This window comes from Pseudomonas sp. NPDC089741, assembly GCF_044748825.1.
GTDB lineage: Bacteria > Pseudomonadota > Gammaproteobacteria > Pseudomonadales > Pseudomonadaceae > Aquipseudomonas > Aquipseudomonas helmanticensis.
This window is the reverse complement of record NZ_JBIVGT010000037.1, coordinates 26338-42728: the sequence shown is the minus strand read 5'-3', so window position 1 is coordinate 42728 and position 16391 is coordinate 26338. Positions and strand designations below refer to the sequence as shown.

Genomic DNA, 16391 nt, shown 5'->3' with positions numbered 1-16391 from the left:
GAAAACGAAAAGTGGATGCAGGGATCTTAACCAGCTCAAGACGGGGCCGCAGCGTCTATTCCGGTCAAAGAGACTGACAGATCAGACACCACGTCCGTGTAGGAGCTACCGCAGGCTGCGATCTTTTTGATGTTGATCTGTTTAAAAACAGGATCAACGGATCGCAGCCTGCGGCAGCTCCTACAGGGGATGTGTGGTTTTCAGGATTTGAAGCAGGTTGAGCTGAGTTTTTCGAGTACGCGATCAGCCTTGATTTCGGCTTTGATCATGGTCGCCTGCCACGTCGCCACGCAGGGTTGCAGATCTGTTTCGAGTTCGGCTTTCGCCAGCCATTGCCAGCAATCATGCCAGTCGCCCAGCGCGCCTTGCGCAGACTTCAAACGCGCCAATGCCGCTTGCGGCAAACGATCCAGTTCGGGATAGGCTTCGATGCCATAGCGCACCCGTTTGATCAACAGACGCAGACGATGGCGGTCGTGCGCCGGATCACGCAGCGCTGCGCCGAGATTGTGCCATTGTTTGCCCAGGCGCTTTTCGATGCGCCGGTCCAGGCCCTTGAGCAGGCCTTGACGCTGAGAGGCACGCAGAAAGCGCGGGAAGGCGTCGAGAATCATCAGCAGCGAGGCCACTTCCGCACTCGCCGCCAGTGCCGGATAAGCTTCGGCCATCTGCGCCATGCGCCGTTGCGCAGCTTCCGGTTGCTGATGTTTCAGCAGATAGTCCGCGAGCACTTCGCGATCGCGCCACGGCGTAGTCAATTGGCCGACAGCGGACGCTGCGTCTTCGAGTTGCTCGACCCCCGGCAAACCGCGCAATGGCCGCAACAGGCTACGCAAGCGGCGTACCGTGGTGCGCAAATCGTGCAGCGCCTCGGGATCGGTGCGCGCGGTCAACCGCGCCTGACAGGCCAGCAAGCGCACCTCAAGGCTCAGGACATGAGCCACCAAGCGGTCAACCAACGCAGACATCTCTTGCTCCCGTATCAAATGGCCTGGGGGATGAGTCTGGCGCTTTGCCAAGCCTGCATCCTTGCTTCAGGTCAGCAGCTTAGCGCCCGGCGCGGGATTCGCGAATGTAGAAGCGCGCCTTCTCGGCTTTGCTGCTGCAACCTTCGAACCCTTCAAATTGCTGTTGGGTCTTGGCTGCGGTCAACAGCGACAGCGCTTTGGAATAACTGACGGTGCCGGCAAAACCTTCGGCCTTGGCCAGGTCCAGTTCATGCCAGGCGGCGTCGAGCTGGCTGCCACAACTGTCGCGGTAAGCGGTTTTACCGGCGCAACCGGCCAATGCCAGGGCAATCAACGGCACACAGATCCAGGCTTTCATCACTCACACCTCAAAGATTGGTCAACAGTCGTGCAGGTAAGACGGTCAGGCCGGGGAAAAGTGCCTTGCCGGCGGGTAAATCTGCGCTGGCGAAAAGGATAGCGCCGAAGGGTCACTGAGTATCGAAAAAACGACGTCAGCGGCGCACCCGACGACTTCGACGATTGAGCCGCCTGCCCGATGGGTGCATTGTGCAACCTTGTCGGGAGGAAGTTTGATGAAAAAGCGTGTCGCACTGGTGCTGGGCTCCGGTGGCGCCCGGGGCTACGCCCATATCGGGGTCATTGAAGAGATTGAACGACGCGGTTATGACATCGCCTGCATTGCCGGATGTTCGATGGGTGCGGTGGTCGGCGGGATCTATGCGGCTGGCAAGCTCGATGACTATCGCCGCTGGATCGAAAGTCTCGACTACCTCGATGTGTTGCGTCTGGTCGATGTCAGTTTTCGCCTCGGCGCGATTCGTGGCGAGAAGGTCTTCGGGCAGATTCGCAAGATCGTCGGCGAGATCAACATCGAAGACTTGCGCATCCCCTACACCGCCGTCGCCGCCGACCTCACCAATCAACAGGAAATCTGGTTTCAGGAAGGTTGTCTGCATCAGGCAATGCGCGCCTCGGCAGCGATTCCAAGCCTGTTCACGCCGGTGATGCAAGGCAATCGCATGCTGGTCGATGGCGGCATTCTCAATCCGTTGCCGATCGTGCCGGTGGTCTCCAGCCACTGCGATCTGATCATTGCGGTCAACCTCAACTCGACCAACCAGCGCCATTACAAATTGCCGGTGATCGAGCGTCCGCCGGCCTTCCGTTCGCGCTTCGACAGCCTGATCAACTCGCTGGGTTCGAAGATGCCGTTCCGCCGCAAACAGGCCGAGCAGTTACTGAAACTGGAGCAGGAAGCCTTGCGTGCCGAGGCCGCTGAGATCAATCCGTGGCTCGAAGGTGCCGAGCCGGAGAACCAGCAACCGGCGGCAGCTCCGGAGCGTGAAGGCGCGCCGAAATCCGCGACCGGTTCGTTCATCATCGATAACGTCGGGCCGGCGTCGCTGCTGGACTTGATCAACCAGAGTTTCGAGGTGATGCAGACCTCGCTGGCGCAGTACAAGATTGCTGGCTATCCGCCGGACATCCTGATCAACGTGCCGAAGCGGGTTTGCCGGTTTTTCGAGTTTTACAAGGCGCCGGAGTTGATCGCGCTGGGCCGCGAGATTGCGCGCGATACGCTGGATCGGTATGAGAGTGAGCAGCAGCAATAAGATCAAAAGATCGCAGCCTTCGGCAGCTCCTACATTGGAAAAGATTCCAACAACCGATAACCAACACCTGCCTCGGTCACGATAAACCGTGGCCGGGTCGGATCGTCCGCCAGTTTCTGGCGTAAATGCCCCACCACAATCCGCAGATAATGACTGTCCTCGGTGTGGGTCGGCCCCCAGATATCCTTGAGCAATTGCTGTTGGGTGATCACTCGGCCCGGATGCCGCGCCAGTTGCGCCAGCACCGCATACTCCTTGCGGGTCAGCGCTACTTCGACGCCGTCGAGCAACACCCGCCGATACGCCAGATCAACCGTCAGCGGGCCGAAATTCAGCGCCGCTTGCTGCGCCTCTCCTGCTGGCGCCTGGCGCAACAATGCCCGCACCCGCGCCAGAAATTCCTGAATCCCGAACGGCTTGGTCACGTAGTCGTTGGCGCCACCGTCGAGGGCCTGGACTTTCTGCCCTTCGCTGGCCCGCACCGACAGCACCAGTACCGGCGCCGTGGCCCATTCGCGAAACTCGCGCAGCACTTGCTGGCCGTCCATGTCCGGCAAACCGAGATCGAGCACCAGCAAATCGGGTTTGTTCAGCGCCGCTTGCGCGAGGCCTTCGGCACCGGTGCCGGCCTCAAGCACTTTGTAGCCTTGCGAAGCGAGGCTGATGCGCAGGAACTTGCGGATTTGCGGTTCGTCGTCGATGACCAAAATGGTCGCGGTCTGGCTCATGGATTCACATCAACAGAAAAGATTGGCAAGAGAGTAGCGCAGGCGAATTCAGGCTTCATCATCCATCCCCGGTTGCGCCTGCAAGGGCAAGTGCAAGGTGATGCAGGTGCCGCGCCCTTCGATGCCATCGGCAACGCTGATCCGCCCACCGTGCGCGCCGACCATACCCTGACAGATCGCCAACCCGAGACCGGTGCCCTGGCCGCCGCGATCACCGCGTGCGGCGGTGTAGAACATGTCGAAAATCTTCGCCCGCTCGTCTTCGGGAATCCCCGGCCCTTCGTCGCTGACCGAGAAGAAAATCTCCTGGTCATCGGCGCCAGCGCGCAATTCCAGACGTCCGTGAGGCGGCGAGAACCGTGCGGCGTTTTCCATGACATTGACCAGCGCCTGCTCGATCAGCGCGGCATGCACGAACAGCAGCGGCAACTCGGCCGGCACCTCGGTACTGACCTGCAACGGCGCGAGCACCGCGCGCAGGCGATTGAGCGAACTGCCGACAATGTCCGCCGGCGACACCCAGTCTCGCGCAAGTTTCAAGGCGCCGTGCCCGAGGCGGGTCATGTCGAGCAGATTCTGGATATAGCGATCAAGGCGTTCGGCTTCATCGCGGGTGCCTTCGAGCAGCTCGCGGCGATCCTCCAGCGGAATGGCTTCGCCCAGCGCCAGCAGACTGTCGATGCTGCCGCGCATGGCGGTCAGTGGCGTGCGCAGATCGTGGGACACCGAGGCCAGCAAGGCGCTACGTAATTGTTCGGTTTCGCCATGCAGGCGCGCAGCCTCCAGATCATCCGCCAGTTGCGCACGGGCCAGCGCTTGCGCCAGCGGTTGACTCAGCGCGGTGAGCAAACGCCGACGCTGACCGCTCAAGGTCTGGCCCTCTTTGGCGCAGACACCGAGCAATGCCAGCGGCCCGTCCTCAACCGACAGTGGCCACCACCACCAACGCCCGAGCGGCAGCGTGCCGGTGCCCATGCCCGCCGGTTGATCGTGTTGCCAGGCCCAGTCGGCGGCGGCGCGTTCGGGCTCGGTAAATTGCAGCGGGCCACCGGTCTCGACTTTCCAGCCGTTCTGGCCATCGCGATTGAGCAGGCACAGCTGCAGATCGCTCCAGCCATTGAGGTGTTGCGCGGCGGCGCTGACCACAGCCTGACGGTCGGTGGCGGCCGTCAATTTGCGCGACAGGTCGAGCAACTCGGTGGTCTCTTCCTGAGTGTCGCGCAACGCCTGCAATTGTCGTCGCTGACGCGCCGCGAGATTGCCGGTGAGCGCCGCCATCAGCAGGAAAAACAGCAAGGTCAGCACGTCTTCTTCGCGCTGGATGCTGAAGGAAAAATTCGGCGGAATGAACAGAAAATCGTAGGTCAGAAACGACAGCGCCGCACAGGCCAGCGCCGGGCCGAGGCTGCTGCGCACCGCGACCAGCAACACCGCCGCGAGGAACACCAGCGAGATGTTCGGCAACGGCAGCACACTCGACACGGCCCACGCCAAGGCACTGGCCAGCACCGTCGCGACCAGCGCCAGGGCATAGTCAAACCACACCAGTGTCAGCGGGCTTCGCGGACGCGATTGCGGGTGTTGATGATCGTTGTCGAGGACGTTGATTTCCAGGCCATGGGCCTGACGCAACAGACGCGCGGCCAAGCCACCGCCAAACAGGCGACGGCGCAGACTCGGCCGGGACTGGCCGACCAGCACCAGGCTCGCACGACGCTCGGCGGCATGCTGGATCAGGGTTTTCGCCACTTCACCGGCGCGCAGTAAAACCACCTCGCCACCGAGGCGTTCGGCCAATTGTTGCGCGTTTTGCAGACGCAGACGCGATTGCTCGTCACGCACGCTGCCGTTGTCGACATGCACCAGACTCCACGGCAAATGCCGACGCTGCGCTACACGACTGGCATGCCGCACCAGACGTTCGGCCTGGGCATCGCCGTCGACGCCGACCAGCAGCCTCCCGCGCACTGCTGGCGCGGCCTGACCGAGCTGGCGATAACCTTGCGCAAGATCGTTATCGACCTGCGCAGCGGCGGTTTGCATCGCCAGTTCGCGCAATGCCGTGAGGTTGGTCTGGGTGAAAAACGCATCGATGGCCGCCCGCGCCTGCTCCGGCACATAGACCTTGCCCTCGCGCAGACGCTCGAGCAACTCGCGTGGCGGCAGGTCGATCAGCAGCAGTTCATAGGCTTCTTGCAGGACCCAGTCCGGCAGGGTTTCGCGCACTTGTACGCCGGTAATGCCGCGCACCTGATCGTTGAGACTTTCGAGGTGCTGGACGTTGACCGTGGTGAACACGTCGATGCCGGCGGCGAGCAATTCCTGAATGTCTTGCCAGCGCTTGGTGTGACGACTGCCAGGAGCGTTGCTGTGCGCCAGTTCATCCACCAGCACCAGCTTCGGTCTGGCCGCGAGGATGCCGTCGAGGTCCATTTCTTCGAGCATCACGCCACGGTATTCCGAACGCACCAGCGGTTGCTGCGGCAAGCCGCCAAGCAACGCTTCGGTTTCGGCGCGGCCATGGGTTTCAACCACGCCGGCGATGACTTTGACGCCCTGACGCAGTTGCGTGTGGGCGGCCTGGAGCATCGCGTAAGTCTTGCCGACACCGGGGGCGGCGCCGAGGAATACCTTGAGCCGGCCACGGCCGTCGCGGGGCAGGTCTGCTAACAGTGCGTCGGCGCGGCCGGAGTCGCTCATCTGGGATTGCCTTGTGCGGTTTTGAATGATCGTTCCCACGCTCTGCGTGGGAATGCAGCCCGGGACGCTCTGCGTCCCACCAAAGCGGACGCGGAACGTCCATTGATACATTCCCACGCAGAGCGTGGGAATGATCATCTTCTACAGCTTTTCCAGTGCCATGTTCAGCTCCAGCACATTGACCACCGGCGGCCCCACCAACGGCTGTTCGATGTGCGCATCAAGCAGTTGCTGCAAAGTCGCCACCGGCAGGTTTCGCGCCGTCGCGACTCGCGCCAGTTGATAGGCAATTGCCGCCGGTGGCAAGTGCGGATCGAGGCCGCTGCCGGAGGTGGTCAACAGTGCCAATGGCACCGGGCCCTGGCCAGGCACCTGGAGCTTGTTGGCGTCATCGATCACTCGCGTGGCAAGGGCCGGATTACTCGGCGCCAGGTTACTTGCGCTACTGGAAACGGTGGCAAACGCACCGGCGGATGGACGCGGATGGAACCACGCATCGCCGACAAAATCCTGGGCGATCAGCGACGAGCCACGGACCTTGCCGTCGGCGTCATGGACCAGACTGCCATTGGCCTGTGCGGGAAACGCGACTTGCGCAACACCGGTCACCACCAGTGGGTAGGCAACGCCAGTGATCAAGGTCATCAGCACCAGCAGGCTCAGGGCCGGACGTATCATTGTGGACATTTCATAATCCTCGAATTCGTTGGGCAAACTTTTGTGGGGTGTCAGGGGGATCGTTTCCCCCTCACCCCAGCCCTCTCCCACAAGGGGGCGAGGGGAAAGGGAGCCGATCTTTGTGCTTTTGGAGACCTGAGTTCGACTCGATAGCTCAGGTCGACGTACCTCTGATAAACCACTCGGTCAGTCCCCTCTCCCTCCGGGAGAGGGCTAGGGTGAGGGGCTCTTAAAACTCAAACCAAATGCAAAGCCGTGAGCAACATGTCGATCGCCTTGATCCCCACGAACGGCACCAGAATCCCGCCCAGCCCATAGATCAACAAATTGCGCCGCAATAACGCAGCCGCACTCGCCGCCTGCACGCGCACACCGCGCAGCGCCAGCGGAATCAGCACGACGATGATCAAGGCGTTGAAGACGATCGCCGAGAGGATCGCGCTCTGCGGACTGCTCAGGTGCATGATGTTCAGCACCCCCAGTTGCGGATAGATCGAGGCGAACAGCGCCGGCAGGATCGCGAAGTATTTGGCGATGTCGTTGGCGATGGAGAACGTCGTCAAGGCTCCGCGAGTGACCAGCAATTCCTTGCCGATCTGCACCACGTCGAGCAGCTTGGTCGGATCGCTGTCGAGGTCGACCATGTTCGCCGCTTCGCGCGCCGCTTGTGTGCCGTCGTTCATCGCCATGCCGACGTCAGCCTGGGCCAGCGCCGGAGCATCGTTGGCACCGTCGCCGCACATTGCGACCAGTCGACCGTCGTTCTGCTCGTGGCGAATGCGCGCGAGTTTTTTCTCCGGCGTGGCTTCGGCGAGCACATCGTCAACCCCCGCTTCGGCAGCAATCGCCGCAGCGGTCAGCGGGTTGTCGCCGGTGACCATTACCGTACGAATCCCCAGTTTGCGCAGCTCGGCAAAGCGCTCGCGAATACCTGGCTTGACCACGTCCTTGAGGTGAATCGCGCCGAGCAATTTGCCGTCGGCACAGACCAGCAACGGCGTGCCGCCGCTCTGGGCGATCTTGTCGATTTCCCGCGCCAGCGCCGGGGCCAGATCAGCACGTTTCTGACCAAGGAAGGCCAGCAGCGAATCCACCGCGCCCTTGCGATAAACCCGGCCCTGATAGTCGACGCCGGACAGGCGGGTTTCAGCGCTGAACGGCACGGCGGTGAGGGTTTCCAGCGCCGGTTCCGCTTGCGGATGCAGACCGCGCAGGTACTCGACGACGGACTTGCCTTCAGCGGTGTCGTCGGCCAGCGAAGCAAACAGCGCACCTTCGGCCAGATCGCGACCACTCACACCCGGCGCGGCATACACGGCGCTGCAACGACGGTTACCGAAGGTGATGGTGCCAGTCTTGTCGAGCAGCAGCACATGCACATCGCCCGCCGCTTCTACGGCGCGACCGGATTTGGCGATCACGTTGAGGCGTACCAGACGGTCCATGCCGGCAATGCCGATGGCCGACAGCAGACCGCCGATGGTGGTCGGAATCAGCGTGACCAGCAGCGCCACCAGAAACACCAGCGGCAGGCTGCCGTTGGCGAAATGGGCGAACGGTTGCAGGGTCACCACGACCAACAGGAAGATCAACGTCAGGCCGATCAGCAGAATGTCCAGCGCGACTTCGTTCGGGGTCTTCTGGCGTTTCGCGCCTTCGACCAGCGCGATCATGCGGTCGAGAGTCGACTCACCGGGATTGACGGTGATTTTCACCAGCAACCAGTCGGACACCAGTCGCGTGTTGCCGGTGACCGCCGAACGGTCGCCGCCGGACTCGCGAATCACTGGCGCAGATTCACCGGTAATCGCCGCTTCGTTGACTGCGGCGATGCCTTCGATGACTTCGCCGTCACCGGGGATCATCTCCCCCGCTTCGACACGCACCACATCACCTTTGCGCAGACTCGCGGCAGGCACCACTTGAAAGCTGCCATTGGCCAGTTTGCGCCGCGCACTGAGGCCTTCGCTGCCAGCTTTGAGGCTGTCGGCGCGAGCCTTGCCGCGACCTTCAGCCAAGGCTTCGGCGAAGTTGGCGAACAGCACGGTGAACCACAGCCACAGTGCGATTTGTGCAGCAACAAAGGTCGGCACATCGGCGTCGGGAATGAAGCACAGCACGGTGGTGAAAATCGCCGTCAATTCGACCACCAGCATCACCGGCGAACGTTTCAACTGCCGAGGGTCGAGCTTGACGAAGGCTTGCACCAGCGCCGGACGCCAGAGGGCCGAAATCGCGGTTTTCGCTTGTTCCGGCGCCTTGACGGCGGCCGGTTTGATTGCGGGCATATTCATCATCCAGCTCCTAAAATGAAAGGCTTAGAAGCCCATACTCAGATGCTCTGCGATTGGCCCCAATGCGAGGGTCGGCAGAAAGGTCAGGCCGCCGACCAGCAAAATGGTCACGGTCAACAGGGTCACGAACAGCGGGCCATGAGTCGGGAAGCTGTTCTGGCCGATCGGTGCGGTTTTCTTCATTGCCAGGCTACCGGCCAGGGCCAGCACCGGGAGGATGTAGCCGAAGCGACCGATCAACATGCCCAGCCCGAGCATCAGGTTGTGGAACGGCGTGTTCGCGCTCAGGCCACCGAACGCCGAACCGTTGTTGGCACTCGCCGAGGTATAGGCGTAAAGCAACTGGCTGAAACCGTGTGGGCCGGGGTTGCTGATAGTGGCTGCCGCACTGGGAACCGTGGCAGCAATCGCACCGAGCACCAGCACGCCGACCGGCATCACCAGCAAGGTCACCACCAACAATTGCACTTCACGCGCCTGCAGTTTCTTGCCGAGGTATTCCGGGGTACGGCCGATCATCAAGCCGGCGAGGAACACCGCGATCAGCACGTTGAGCAACATGCCGTAGAGCCCGGCACCGACGCCGCCGAAGATCACTTCGCCGACCATCATGTTGACCAGCGCGACCATGCCACTGAGCGGGTTGAGGCTGTCGTGCATGCCGTTGACCGAACCGTTCGACGCGGCCGTGGTGGTCACCGACCAAAGCACGGTGGCGGTGGTGCCGAAGCGCGCTTCCTTGCCTTCCAGCGGCGCGGTCTGTTCGACGGCGGCGTTGTTCAGGGTCGGGTTCGGTTGGTACTCGGCCCACAGCGACGTCGCGCCACCGATCAGGAACAGCGCCAGCATGCAGGCGATGATCGCGCGGCTCTGACGCAGGTCTTTGACGTAATGGCCGAAGGTGAACACCAGCGCCACCGGGATCAGGATGATCGAAGCGACTTCGAACAGGTTGCTCCACGCGCTCGGGTTCTCGAACGGGTGCGCCGAGTTGACGCCGAAGAATCCGCCACCGTTGGTGCCCAGTTGCTTGATCGCAATCTGGCTGGCCGCAGGACCCAGCGGAATCACTTGATCAACACCTTGCATCGTCACCGCGTTGACATACTGCGCGAAGGTTTGCGGCACGCCCTGCCAGACCAGATACAGCGCCAGCAGCAGGCACAGCGGAAGCAAACCGTAGAGGGTGGCGCGGGTCATGTCGACCCAGAAGTTGCCCAGCGTCTTGGTCGATTTGCGACCGATACCGCGACACAACGCAACCAGCACGGCGAGGCCGGTGGCGGCGCTGACGAAGTTCTGCACGGTGAGGCCGACCATTTGGCTCAGATAGCTGAGGGTCGCTTCGCCGCTGTAGGACTGCCAGTTGGTGTTGGTCATGAAACTGACCGCGGTATTGAACGCCTGGGTCCATTCCTGGCCCGGCAGATTCTGCGGATTCAGTGGCAAGTGATCCTGGAACAGCAGGATCGCGAACAGCAGCAGGAACCCGGCGAGGTTGAACGCCAGCAGTGCCAGCGTGTACTTCTGCCAGCTCTGTTCAGCCTGCGGATCGACCCCGGCAACGCGGTAACAACCGCGCTCGACCGGGCCGAGAATCGGTGTCAGCCAGGTGCGCTGACCTTCCATCACTTTGTAGTAGAAGCGCCCGAGCAGCGGCGCCGGCAGCAGGACCACCGCGAAAAACGCGAGGATCAGCCAATAGTCATAACTGTGCATAGCCGCTCCTAGTTCCGATCCGCGCGCAACAGCGCAACCAACAGATAAATGAACAGCCCCACTGCCAGCAGCAGTGACACCCCGTCCAGAACGCTCATGGAAGATCTCCGTGTTACGGCGTATTGCCGCGTGTGGGGTGATTGTCGGAAAGGAGGCTGTAAAGGAACGAGACCGAGGGGTGCGGCGGGGCATAAAGAAAGCGTAAAGAGTGGGTTTATACGGGCGTTACAGGAGGTTTTGTGGCGTTTGGGCCGGCCTCTTCGCGAGCAGGCTCGCTCCCACATTTTCAAATGCATTCCCCTGTGGGAGCGAGCCTGCTCGCGAAGACGGCAGCACAGGCAACATCGCACCCAACTGGCGCACAAATGTGTGGCCATCCATCTGCGAACATCCCCGATACGACAGCTTTCAACTCATTACGACTTGTTTCACCGCAATGGCACGTCCACTGCACGCGCCCTCCCCCGAGCTTTCCAAACCGTTCAGGGAGCAACCGCATGAACACACAACTCAAACCCACGCTGGGCACTTTGCACCTGTGGGGCATTGCCGTGGGGCTGGTGATTTCCGGGGAGTATTTCGGATGGAGTTACGGCTGGGGCGTTGCCGGGACGCTTGGCTTTCTGGTGACTTCGTTCATGGTCGCGACCATGTACACCTGCTTCATCTTCAGCTTCACCGAACTGACCACCGCGATCCCACACGCGGGCGGGCCGTTTGCCTACAGCCGTCGTGCGTTCGGTGAAAAAGGAGGATTGATCGCCGGGCTGGCGACGCTGATCGAATTCGTCTTCGCCCCGCCAGCGATTGCTCTGGCCATTGGCGCTTACCTGAATGTGCAGTTTCCGGCGCTCGATCCGAAACACGCCGCGGTCGGCGCGTACATCGTGTTCATGGGGTTGAACATTCTCGGCGTGAAGCTGGCGGCGACGTTCGAATTGATCGTCTGCGTACTGGCTGTGGCTGAATTACTGGTGTTCATGGGCGTGGTCGCGCCAGCGTTCAGCTTCAGCAATTTCGCGCTTAATGGTTGGGCCGGCTCGGACGTATTCGGCGCGCCGGCGATTGCCGGGATGTTCGCCGCCATTCCATTCGCGATCTGGTTCTTCCTCGCCATCGAAGGCGCGGCTATGGCCGCCGAAGAAGCCAAGGACCCGAAACGCACGATTCCCAAGGCTTATATCAGTGGGATCCTGACATTGGTGTTACTGGCGATGGGCGTGATGTTCTTTGCTGGCGGCGTCGGCGACTGGCGCACCCTGGCCAACATCAACGACCCGTTGCCCCAAGCGATGAAAACCGTGGTCGGCGACAACTCCGGCTGGCTGCACATGCTGGTCTGGATCGGCTTGTTCGGCCTGGTGGCGAGTTTCCACGGGATCATCCTTGGCTATTCACGGCAGTTCTTTGCCCTGGCCCGCGCCGGTTACCTGCCTACCTCACTGGCGAAACTCTCGCGCTTCCAGACCCCGCACCGCGCGATCATCGCCGGCGGCATCATCGGCATCGCGGCGATCTACAGCGACGGCCTGATCAACCTCGGCGGCATGACCCTCACCGCCGCGATGATCACCATGGCGGTGTTCGGCGCGATCGTGATGTACATCATGAGCATGCTCAGCCTGTTCAAACTGCGTAAGTCGGAACCGAACCTGGAACGTACTTTCCGCGCGCCGTGCTATCCGTTGATCCCGCTGATCGCGCTGGTGCTGGCAGTGGTGTGCCTGATCGCCATGGCATGGTTCAACGCGCTGATCGGCTTGATCTTCCTCGGATTCATGGCCGTCGGTTTTACCTACTTCCTGCTTACCGGCCAGTTGCGCGCCAATGCCCCGGCCGACGCCATGCTCACGGGCCAGTGATCCCCTGTAGGAGCTGCGGCACGCTGCGATCTTTCGACTTTACTTTGCCAAAAGATCAAAAGATCGCAGCGTGCCGCGGCTCCTACAGGGATTTCGGGTGCAGCAGGGATAACCGGCCTAGAATGGAACCACTGCGAAGTCACTTCGCTCAAAAGTGGTAAGCAGCGTTGCACGGCGAAATCCTCGTCCGTCACGCTGACATTAAGGAGAGCCGTTATGCCCTGGTATGCCTGGTTGATTCTGGTCGTTGCAATCGGCTCGATCGTCGGCGGTTTGATGATGTTGCGTGACACCGCCAACAAGGTCGAACTGACCGATGAAGAACGCAAACGCGTCGCCGCCCGCAATGCCGAAGCGGACGCCAAAGAAGCGCAAGACCGCTGACAAAAACCCCGCCTGATTGGCGGGGTTTTTCGTTCGGGTTCCTTTCGGACTTATCTGCATGCTTTTTAGAAGTAGAAGTACAGTCACCATTTAATTTTCCTTGGTTAAGATGGTGGCATTGTTGCGGAGAGTTCCACATGCGTTACTCGCAGGACCATAAAGCCCAGACCCATCAGCGCATCATCAAGGAAGCCTCGGCACGATTCCGCAAGGACGGCATCGGCGCGACTGGCTTGCAGCCGTTGATGAAAGCACTGGGGTTGACCCATGGCGGCTTCTATTCGCACTTCAAGTCCAAGGACGAGTTGGTCGAGAAGGCTTTGCAGGAGGCAGGCGATCAGGTCGATGGTCTATGCGCTGAACTGTTTTCTCAGGAACACCCTCGCGAAGCATTCATCGAAACCTACCTGTCTGAATGGCACCTGACGTCGCCCCATGAGGGATGCCCGCTGTTGACCATTTCCTCTGAACTTGGCTTGCGTGGTCAGGCAAGTCCCACCAGCGACAAAATTCTCAATGCGCGGCTGGAGCAGATAGAGGAAACCCTGAGCGGCGAAAACAGCGCTGACCGTGCCATTGTCATCATGTCGACACTGGTTGGCGCGCTGCTGCTGTCACGCAGTGTCGCGGATGCCGATTTTGCGCAACGCATTCTCGATGTCGCCCGCGAACACCTCAAACAGTCCGAAGGTTAAGCCTGCCAGCGCTTGAACAGCACGCTGGCATTCACCCCGCCAAAACCGAAGCCGTTGGACAATGCATATTCGATCGGCATCGACCGCGCTTGCCCATGGACGATGTCCACGCCTTCGCTCGCCGGATCTGGATTGTCGAAGTTCAGCGTCGGCGGCACCACCTGATCGCGAATCGCCAACAACGTGAAGATCGCCTCGAGCCCACCCGCCGCACCCAGCAAGTGCCCCGTGGACGATTTGGTCGAGGTCACGGCAACTTTCTTCTCGGTGCCAAAGAGCGACTTGATCGCCGCCAATTCGCCAAGATCGCCGACCGGCGTGGAAGTGGCATGAGCATTAAGATGCTGGACCTGATCCGGGGTTACCCCGGCCTGCGCCAACGCCAGAGTCATCGCCCGGCGCGCGCCGCTGCCGTCCTCCGGCCCGGCGGTCAGGTGATAAGCGTCGGCACTGGTGCCATAACCGACCAGCTCGGCCAGAGGCTGAGCGCCCCGGGCCAAGGCATGTTCCAGCGATTCGATCACCAGCAGACCGGCACCCTCGCCCATTACGAAGCCATCACGACCGCTGTCAAAGGGACGTGATGCGCGCTCGGGAGTGTCGTTGTAACCACTGGACAATGCACGGGCAGCAGCAAACCCGGCAAGGCTGACCCGATCGATCGCCGCTTCCGCCCCTCCGCACACGGCGATATCCGCCTCACCGGCGCGAATCAGGCGTGCCGCATCACCAATCGCCTGAACCCCGGCAGCACACGCCGTCACCGGCGCGCCCAAGGGACCTTTCAAGCCGTGCTGGATCGACACGTGGCCGGCCGCCAGATTGACCAGAAACGACGGAATGGTGAATGGCGACAAACGTCGCGGGCCACGGCTATCGGTGGTGCGCACGGCGTCGGCAATGGCGCCGAAGCCGCCGACACCGGAGCCGATGATGGTCGCGGTGCGTTCCTGATCAACGCTGTCGGTCGGCTGCCACCCCGCCTGCTCAAGTGCCTGACGGGCGGCCTCCATGGCGAACTGAATGAAGCGGTCCATTTTCTTCTGTTCTTTCGGTGGCGTGGCGCGATCCGGATCAAATCCCGCCTCGGCATCCTCCTCAAGGGACAAAACCCTGCCGCCAACGCGGGTCGGCAAGTCGGCGACCACTGCATCGGGCAAATGACGCAGACCCGAGCGTCCGGCTAGCAATCGCTGCCAGACGATTTCGACATTACTGCCCAACGGCGAAACCAGGCCCATCCCTGTGACGACAACTCGACGCTGATCCATACCGTGGTTACCCCTGATCAATTGAATGGCCTTACTTGTAGCGTTGGGCTGCCGAACTGTGCGAAAGGTTCGGCGCCAGGACATGACGCGCAGCAACGAACGCCTGCCAATCCCCGGCATCGGGCAACGACGGGATGGTAATCAACTCACCCTGATCCAGACCGGCCAGTGCCGCGTCGACCATCTCGCCAGCTTCCATGACCATCGCGGCCGGAATGCCGCTGGCATCGATCCCGGAACGCTCCCAGATTTCCGTGCGGGTTACGCCGGGCAAAACCGCCTGGACTTGAACACCGGTACCTTCAAGTTCGGCGTTCAGCGATTGGCTCAGGCTCAGCACATAAGCTTTGCTGGCGCTATAGGTTGCATTGAAGCGCTCGGGAAACAGCGCCACTACCGAAGCGATATTGATGATCACGCCACGTCCAGCCTTGGTGAAACTCGCGGCGGCCGCCGCTGCCAGACGCGTGACAGCGGTGATGTTCAACTGGATCAAGCGCTCCAACTGATCGAGGTCTGCATTGGCCAGCAGACCGTCAGCGGCAACCCCGGCATTGTTCACCAGCAAGCTGATGCCCGAATCGCTGCGCAAGCGCTGTTCAAGTTTCAGCACGTCGTCCTTTTGCGTGAGATCCGCTTTGAGCACCTCAACCTGAATGCCATGCGCATCGCGTAATTTGGTCGCGGCGATCTCCAGACGTTCCTCATCACGGGCTACCAACAGCAAATCAAAACCGCGTGCAGCCAACCGCTCGGCGTAGATCGCACCGATACCGGATGAAGCGCCAGTGACGAGAGCTACGCCTTGGTGTTTTGCGGAATTCATGCCAGTACTCCTGAAAATGCTCGAAATGAAAAGCCACTGAGGGAACACGCGGTCAGAGGCGGTGATTTATTATAGGCATAATCTTAACGAGATATGATAGACGTAATTTTTTATCATCCGACGAACGTGTTCATGACCTTGTGGCCCGTCCGTGTACTGATGAAACAAAAAAGGCCGGTCAATGACCGGCCTCATGGCTTGGAAAACCCAGCTTAGTTCACTTCCAGCTTTTCACGATTGCGATCCAGAATCGCTTTGCCAATACCCTTTACTTCCAGCAACTCATCCACTGACGCGAACGGCCCATTTGTTTCTCGATATGCAACAATCGCCTTGGCCTTGGCCTCACCTACACCGGACAGCTCTTTCTGCAAGGTCGGCGCATCTGCGTCGTTCAGATCGATTTTTTCCTTCGAGGACGCGGCTGACACCTCCATCACCAGAGGCGCCTTTGGCAGCTCCGGCGTAGCAACTGGCGCCGCAATCGCCGTAATCGAGGCGCTGGTGAGCAGGGTAAAAATCAGCGAGTAGAAGTAACCGGTACGCATAAAGTGACGCTCCATCATCATTTGAGAAAGCAGCTTTCCGAAGCTGCTCCCCAAACTTAGGTCACGATGGGCATAAGTCAAAAATGCGTACGTTACAGGATG

Annotated in this window: 15 protein-coding genes; 4 read left to right on the top strand and 11 right to left on the bottom strand. The window is 60.9% G+C overall.

The window, feature by feature from the left end; translation table 11 throughout:
* Nucleotides 1-200 precede the first annotated feature (200 nt).
* Complete coding sequence (locus tag ACIPZE_RS24985) at nucleotides 201-968, bottom strand: CHAD domain-containing protein (RefSeq protein ID WP_400775976.1); 768 nt, start codon at nucleotides 966-968, stop codon at nucleotides 201-203.
* Between the two features lie 79 nt (nucleotides 969-1047).
* Nucleotides 1048-1326, bottom strand: a complete 279-nt coding sequence (locus ACIPZE_RS24980) for a hypothetical protein (protein WP_129394926.1) — start codon at nucleotides 1324-1326, stop codon at nucleotides 1048-1050.
* A gap of 217 nt (nucleotides 1327-1543) precedes the next feature.
* Between ACIPZE_RS24980 and ACIPZE_RS24975 the strand changes: the two genes are divergently transcribed.
* On the top strand, nucleotides 1544-2584 hold the full coding sequence (locus ACIPZE_RS24975; RefSeq protein ID WP_129394927.1) for a patatin-like phospholipase family protein: 1041 nt from the start codon (nucleotides 1544-1546) through the stop codon (nucleotides 2582-2584).
* A 29-nt stretch (nucleotides 2585-2613) separates the two neighbouring features.
* On the opposite strand, the gene ACIPZE_RS24970 is transcribed toward ACIPZE_RS24975, so the two are convergent.
* The 6 genes from ACIPZE_RS24970 to kdpF form a co-directional block, all read right to left on the bottom strand.
* A complete protein-coding gene (locus tag ACIPZE_RS24970) occupies nucleotides 2614-3312 on the bottom strand; it encodes a response regulator (RefSeq protein WP_400775972.1) in 699 nt (232 codons plus the stop codon).
* Between the two features lie 48 nt (nucleotides 3313-3360).
* Complete coding sequence (locus ACIPZE_RS24965; RefSeq protein ID WP_400775969.1) at nucleotides 3361-6012, bottom strand: DUF4118 domain-containing protein; 2652 nt, start codon at nucleotides 6010-6012, stop codon at nucleotides 3361-3363.
* Nucleotides 6013-6153: 141 nt separating this feature from the next.
* Nucleotides 6154-6699: a potassium-transporting ATPase subunit KdpC gene (kdpC, locus tag ACIPZE_RS24960; protein ID WP_129394930.1), complete on the bottom strand. Its 546-nt coding sequence runs from the start codon at nucleotides 6697-6699 to the stop codon at nucleotides 6154-6156.
* A gap of 227 nt (nucleotides 6700-6926) precedes the next feature.
* Entirely contained in the window at nucleotides 6927-8984 is a 2058-nt protein-coding gene (gene kdpB / locus ACIPZE_RS24955; protein ID WP_400775966.1) for a potassium-transporting ATPase subunit KdpB, read from the bottom strand.
* A gap of 24 nt (nucleotides 8985-9008) precedes the next feature.
* Nucleotides 9009-10703: a potassium-transporting ATPase subunit KdpA gene (gene kdpA, locus ACIPZE_RS24950; RefSeq protein ID WP_400775963.1), complete on the bottom strand. Its 1695-nt coding sequence runs from the start codon at nucleotides 10701-10703 to the stop codon at nucleotides 9009-9011.
* Nucleotides 10704-10711: 8 nt separating this feature from the next.
* A complete protein-coding gene (gene kdpF, locus ACIPZE_RS24945) occupies nucleotides 10712-10801 on the bottom strand; it encodes a K(+)-transporting ATPase subunit F (protein ID WP_007899818.1) in 90 nt (29 codons plus the stop codon).
* A gap of 399 nt (nucleotides 10802-11200) precedes the next feature.
* Between kdpF and eat the strand changes: the two genes are divergently transcribed.
* From eat to ACIPZE_RS24930, 3 genes are all read left to right on the top strand, one after another.
* On the top strand, nucleotides 11201-12565 hold the full coding sequence (gene eat, locus ACIPZE_RS24940; RefSeq protein ID WP_400775960.1) for an ethanolamine permease: 1365 nt from the start codon (nucleotides 11201-11203) through the stop codon (nucleotides 12563-12565).
* Nucleotides 12566-12781: 216 nt separating this feature from the next.
* Nucleotides 12782-12949, top strand: coding sequence for a DUF2897 family protein (locus tag ACIPZE_RS24935; RefSeq protein ID WP_080896048.1), 168 nt, complete (start codon nucleotides 12782-12784; stop codon nucleotides 12947-12949).
* A 137-nt stretch (nucleotides 12950-13086) separates the two neighbouring features.
* Entirely contained in the window at nucleotides 13087-13644 is a 558-nt protein-coding gene (locus ACIPZE_RS24930; RefSeq protein ID WP_129394935.1) for a TetR/AcrR family transcriptional regulator, read from the top strand.
* Here the strand turns inward: ACIPZE_RS24930 and fabF are convergent.
* The 3 genes from fabF to ACIPZE_RS24915 all read right to left on the bottom strand — a co-directional run bounded on the left by fabF (nucleotide 13641) and on the right by ACIPZE_RS24915 (nucleotide 16289).
* On the bottom strand, nucleotides 13641-14915 hold the full coding sequence (fabF, locus tag ACIPZE_RS24925) for a beta-ketoacyl-ACP synthase II (protein ID WP_400775956.1): 1275 nt from the start codon (nucleotides 14913-14915) through the stop codon (nucleotides 13641-13643). The genes ACIPZE_RS24930 and fabF overlap by 4 nt on opposite strands.
* Before the next feature lie 31 nt (nucleotides 14916-14946).
* Entirely contained in the window at nucleotides 14947-15741 is a 795-nt protein-coding gene (locus ACIPZE_RS24920; RefSeq protein ID WP_400775953.1) for an SDR family NAD(P)-dependent oxidoreductase, read from the bottom strand.
* A gap of 212 nt (nucleotides 15742-15953) precedes the next feature.
* Nucleotides 15954-16289: a helix-hairpin-helix domain-containing protein gene (locus tag ACIPZE_RS24915; protein ID WP_129394938.1), complete on the bottom strand. Its 336-nt coding sequence runs from the start codon at nucleotides 16287-16289 to the stop codon at nucleotides 15954-15956.
* Nucleotides 16290-16391: the final 102 nt, after the last annotated feature.

What these genes read in the sequence shown, in the direction of transcription:
- ACIPZE_RS24985 (WP_400775976.1), bottom strand. Translation starts at nt 968, where the DNA reads ATGTCTGCGTTGGTTGACCGCTTGGTGGCTCATGTCCTGAGCCTTGAG.
- ACIPZE_RS24980 (WP_129394926.1), bottom strand. Translation starts at nt 1,326, where the DNA reads ATGAAAGCCTGGATCTGTGTGCCGTTGATTGCCCTGGCATTGGCCGGT.
- ACIPZE_RS24975 (WP_129394927.1), top strand. Translation starts at nt 1,544, where the DNA reads ATGAAAAAGCGTGTCGCACTGGTGCTGGGCTCCGGTGGCGCCCGGGGC.
- ACIPZE_RS24970 (WP_400775972.1), bottom strand. Translation starts at nt 3,312, where the DNA reads ATGAGCCAGACCGCGACCATTTTGGTCATCGACGACGAACCGCAAATC.
- ACIPZE_RS24965 (WP_400775969.1), bottom strand. Translation starts at nt 6,012, where the DNA reads ATGAGCGACTCCGGCCGCGCCGACGCACTGTTAGCAGACCTGCCCCGC.
- kdpC (WP_129394930.1), bottom strand. Translation starts at nt 6,699, where the DNA reads ATGTCCACAATGATACGTCCGGCCCTGAGCCTGCTGGTGCTGATGACC.
- kdpB (WP_400775966.1), bottom strand. Translation starts at nt 8,984, where the DNA reads ATGAATATGCCCGCAATCAAACCGGCCGCCGTCAAGGCGCCGGAACAA.
- kdpA (WP_400775963.1), bottom strand. Translation starts at nt 10,703, where the DNA reads ATGCACAGTTATGACTATTGGCTGATCCTCGCGTTTTTCGCGGTGGTC.
- kdpF (WP_007899818.1), bottom strand. Translation starts at nt 10,801, where the DNA reads ATGAGCGTTCTGGACGGGGTGTCACTGCTGCTGGCAGTGGGGCTGTTC.
- eat (WP_400775960.1), top strand. Translation starts at nt 11,201, where the DNA reads ATGAACACACAACTCAAACCCACGCTGGGCACTTTGCACCTGTGGGGC.
- ACIPZE_RS24935 (WP_080896048.1), top strand. Translation starts at nt 12,782, where the DNA reads ATGCCCTGGTATGCCTGGTTGATTCTGGTCGTTGCAATCGGCTCGATC.
- ACIPZE_RS24930 (WP_129394935.1), top strand. Translation starts at nt 13,087, where the DNA reads ATGCGTTACTCGCAGGACCATAAAGCCCAGACCCATCAGCGCATCATC.
- fabF (WP_400775956.1), bottom strand. Translation starts at nt 14,915, where the DNA reads ATGGATCAGCGTCGAGTTGTCGTCACAGGGATGGGCCTGGTTTCGCCG.
- ACIPZE_RS24920 (WP_400775953.1), bottom strand. Translation starts at nt 15,741, where the DNA reads ATGAATTCCGCAAAACACCAAGGCGTAGCTCTCGTCACTGGCGCTTCA.
- ACIPZE_RS24915 (WP_129394938.1), bottom strand. Translation starts at nt 16,289, where the DNA reads ATGCGTACCGGTTACTTCTACTCGCTGATTTTTACCCTGCTCACCAGC.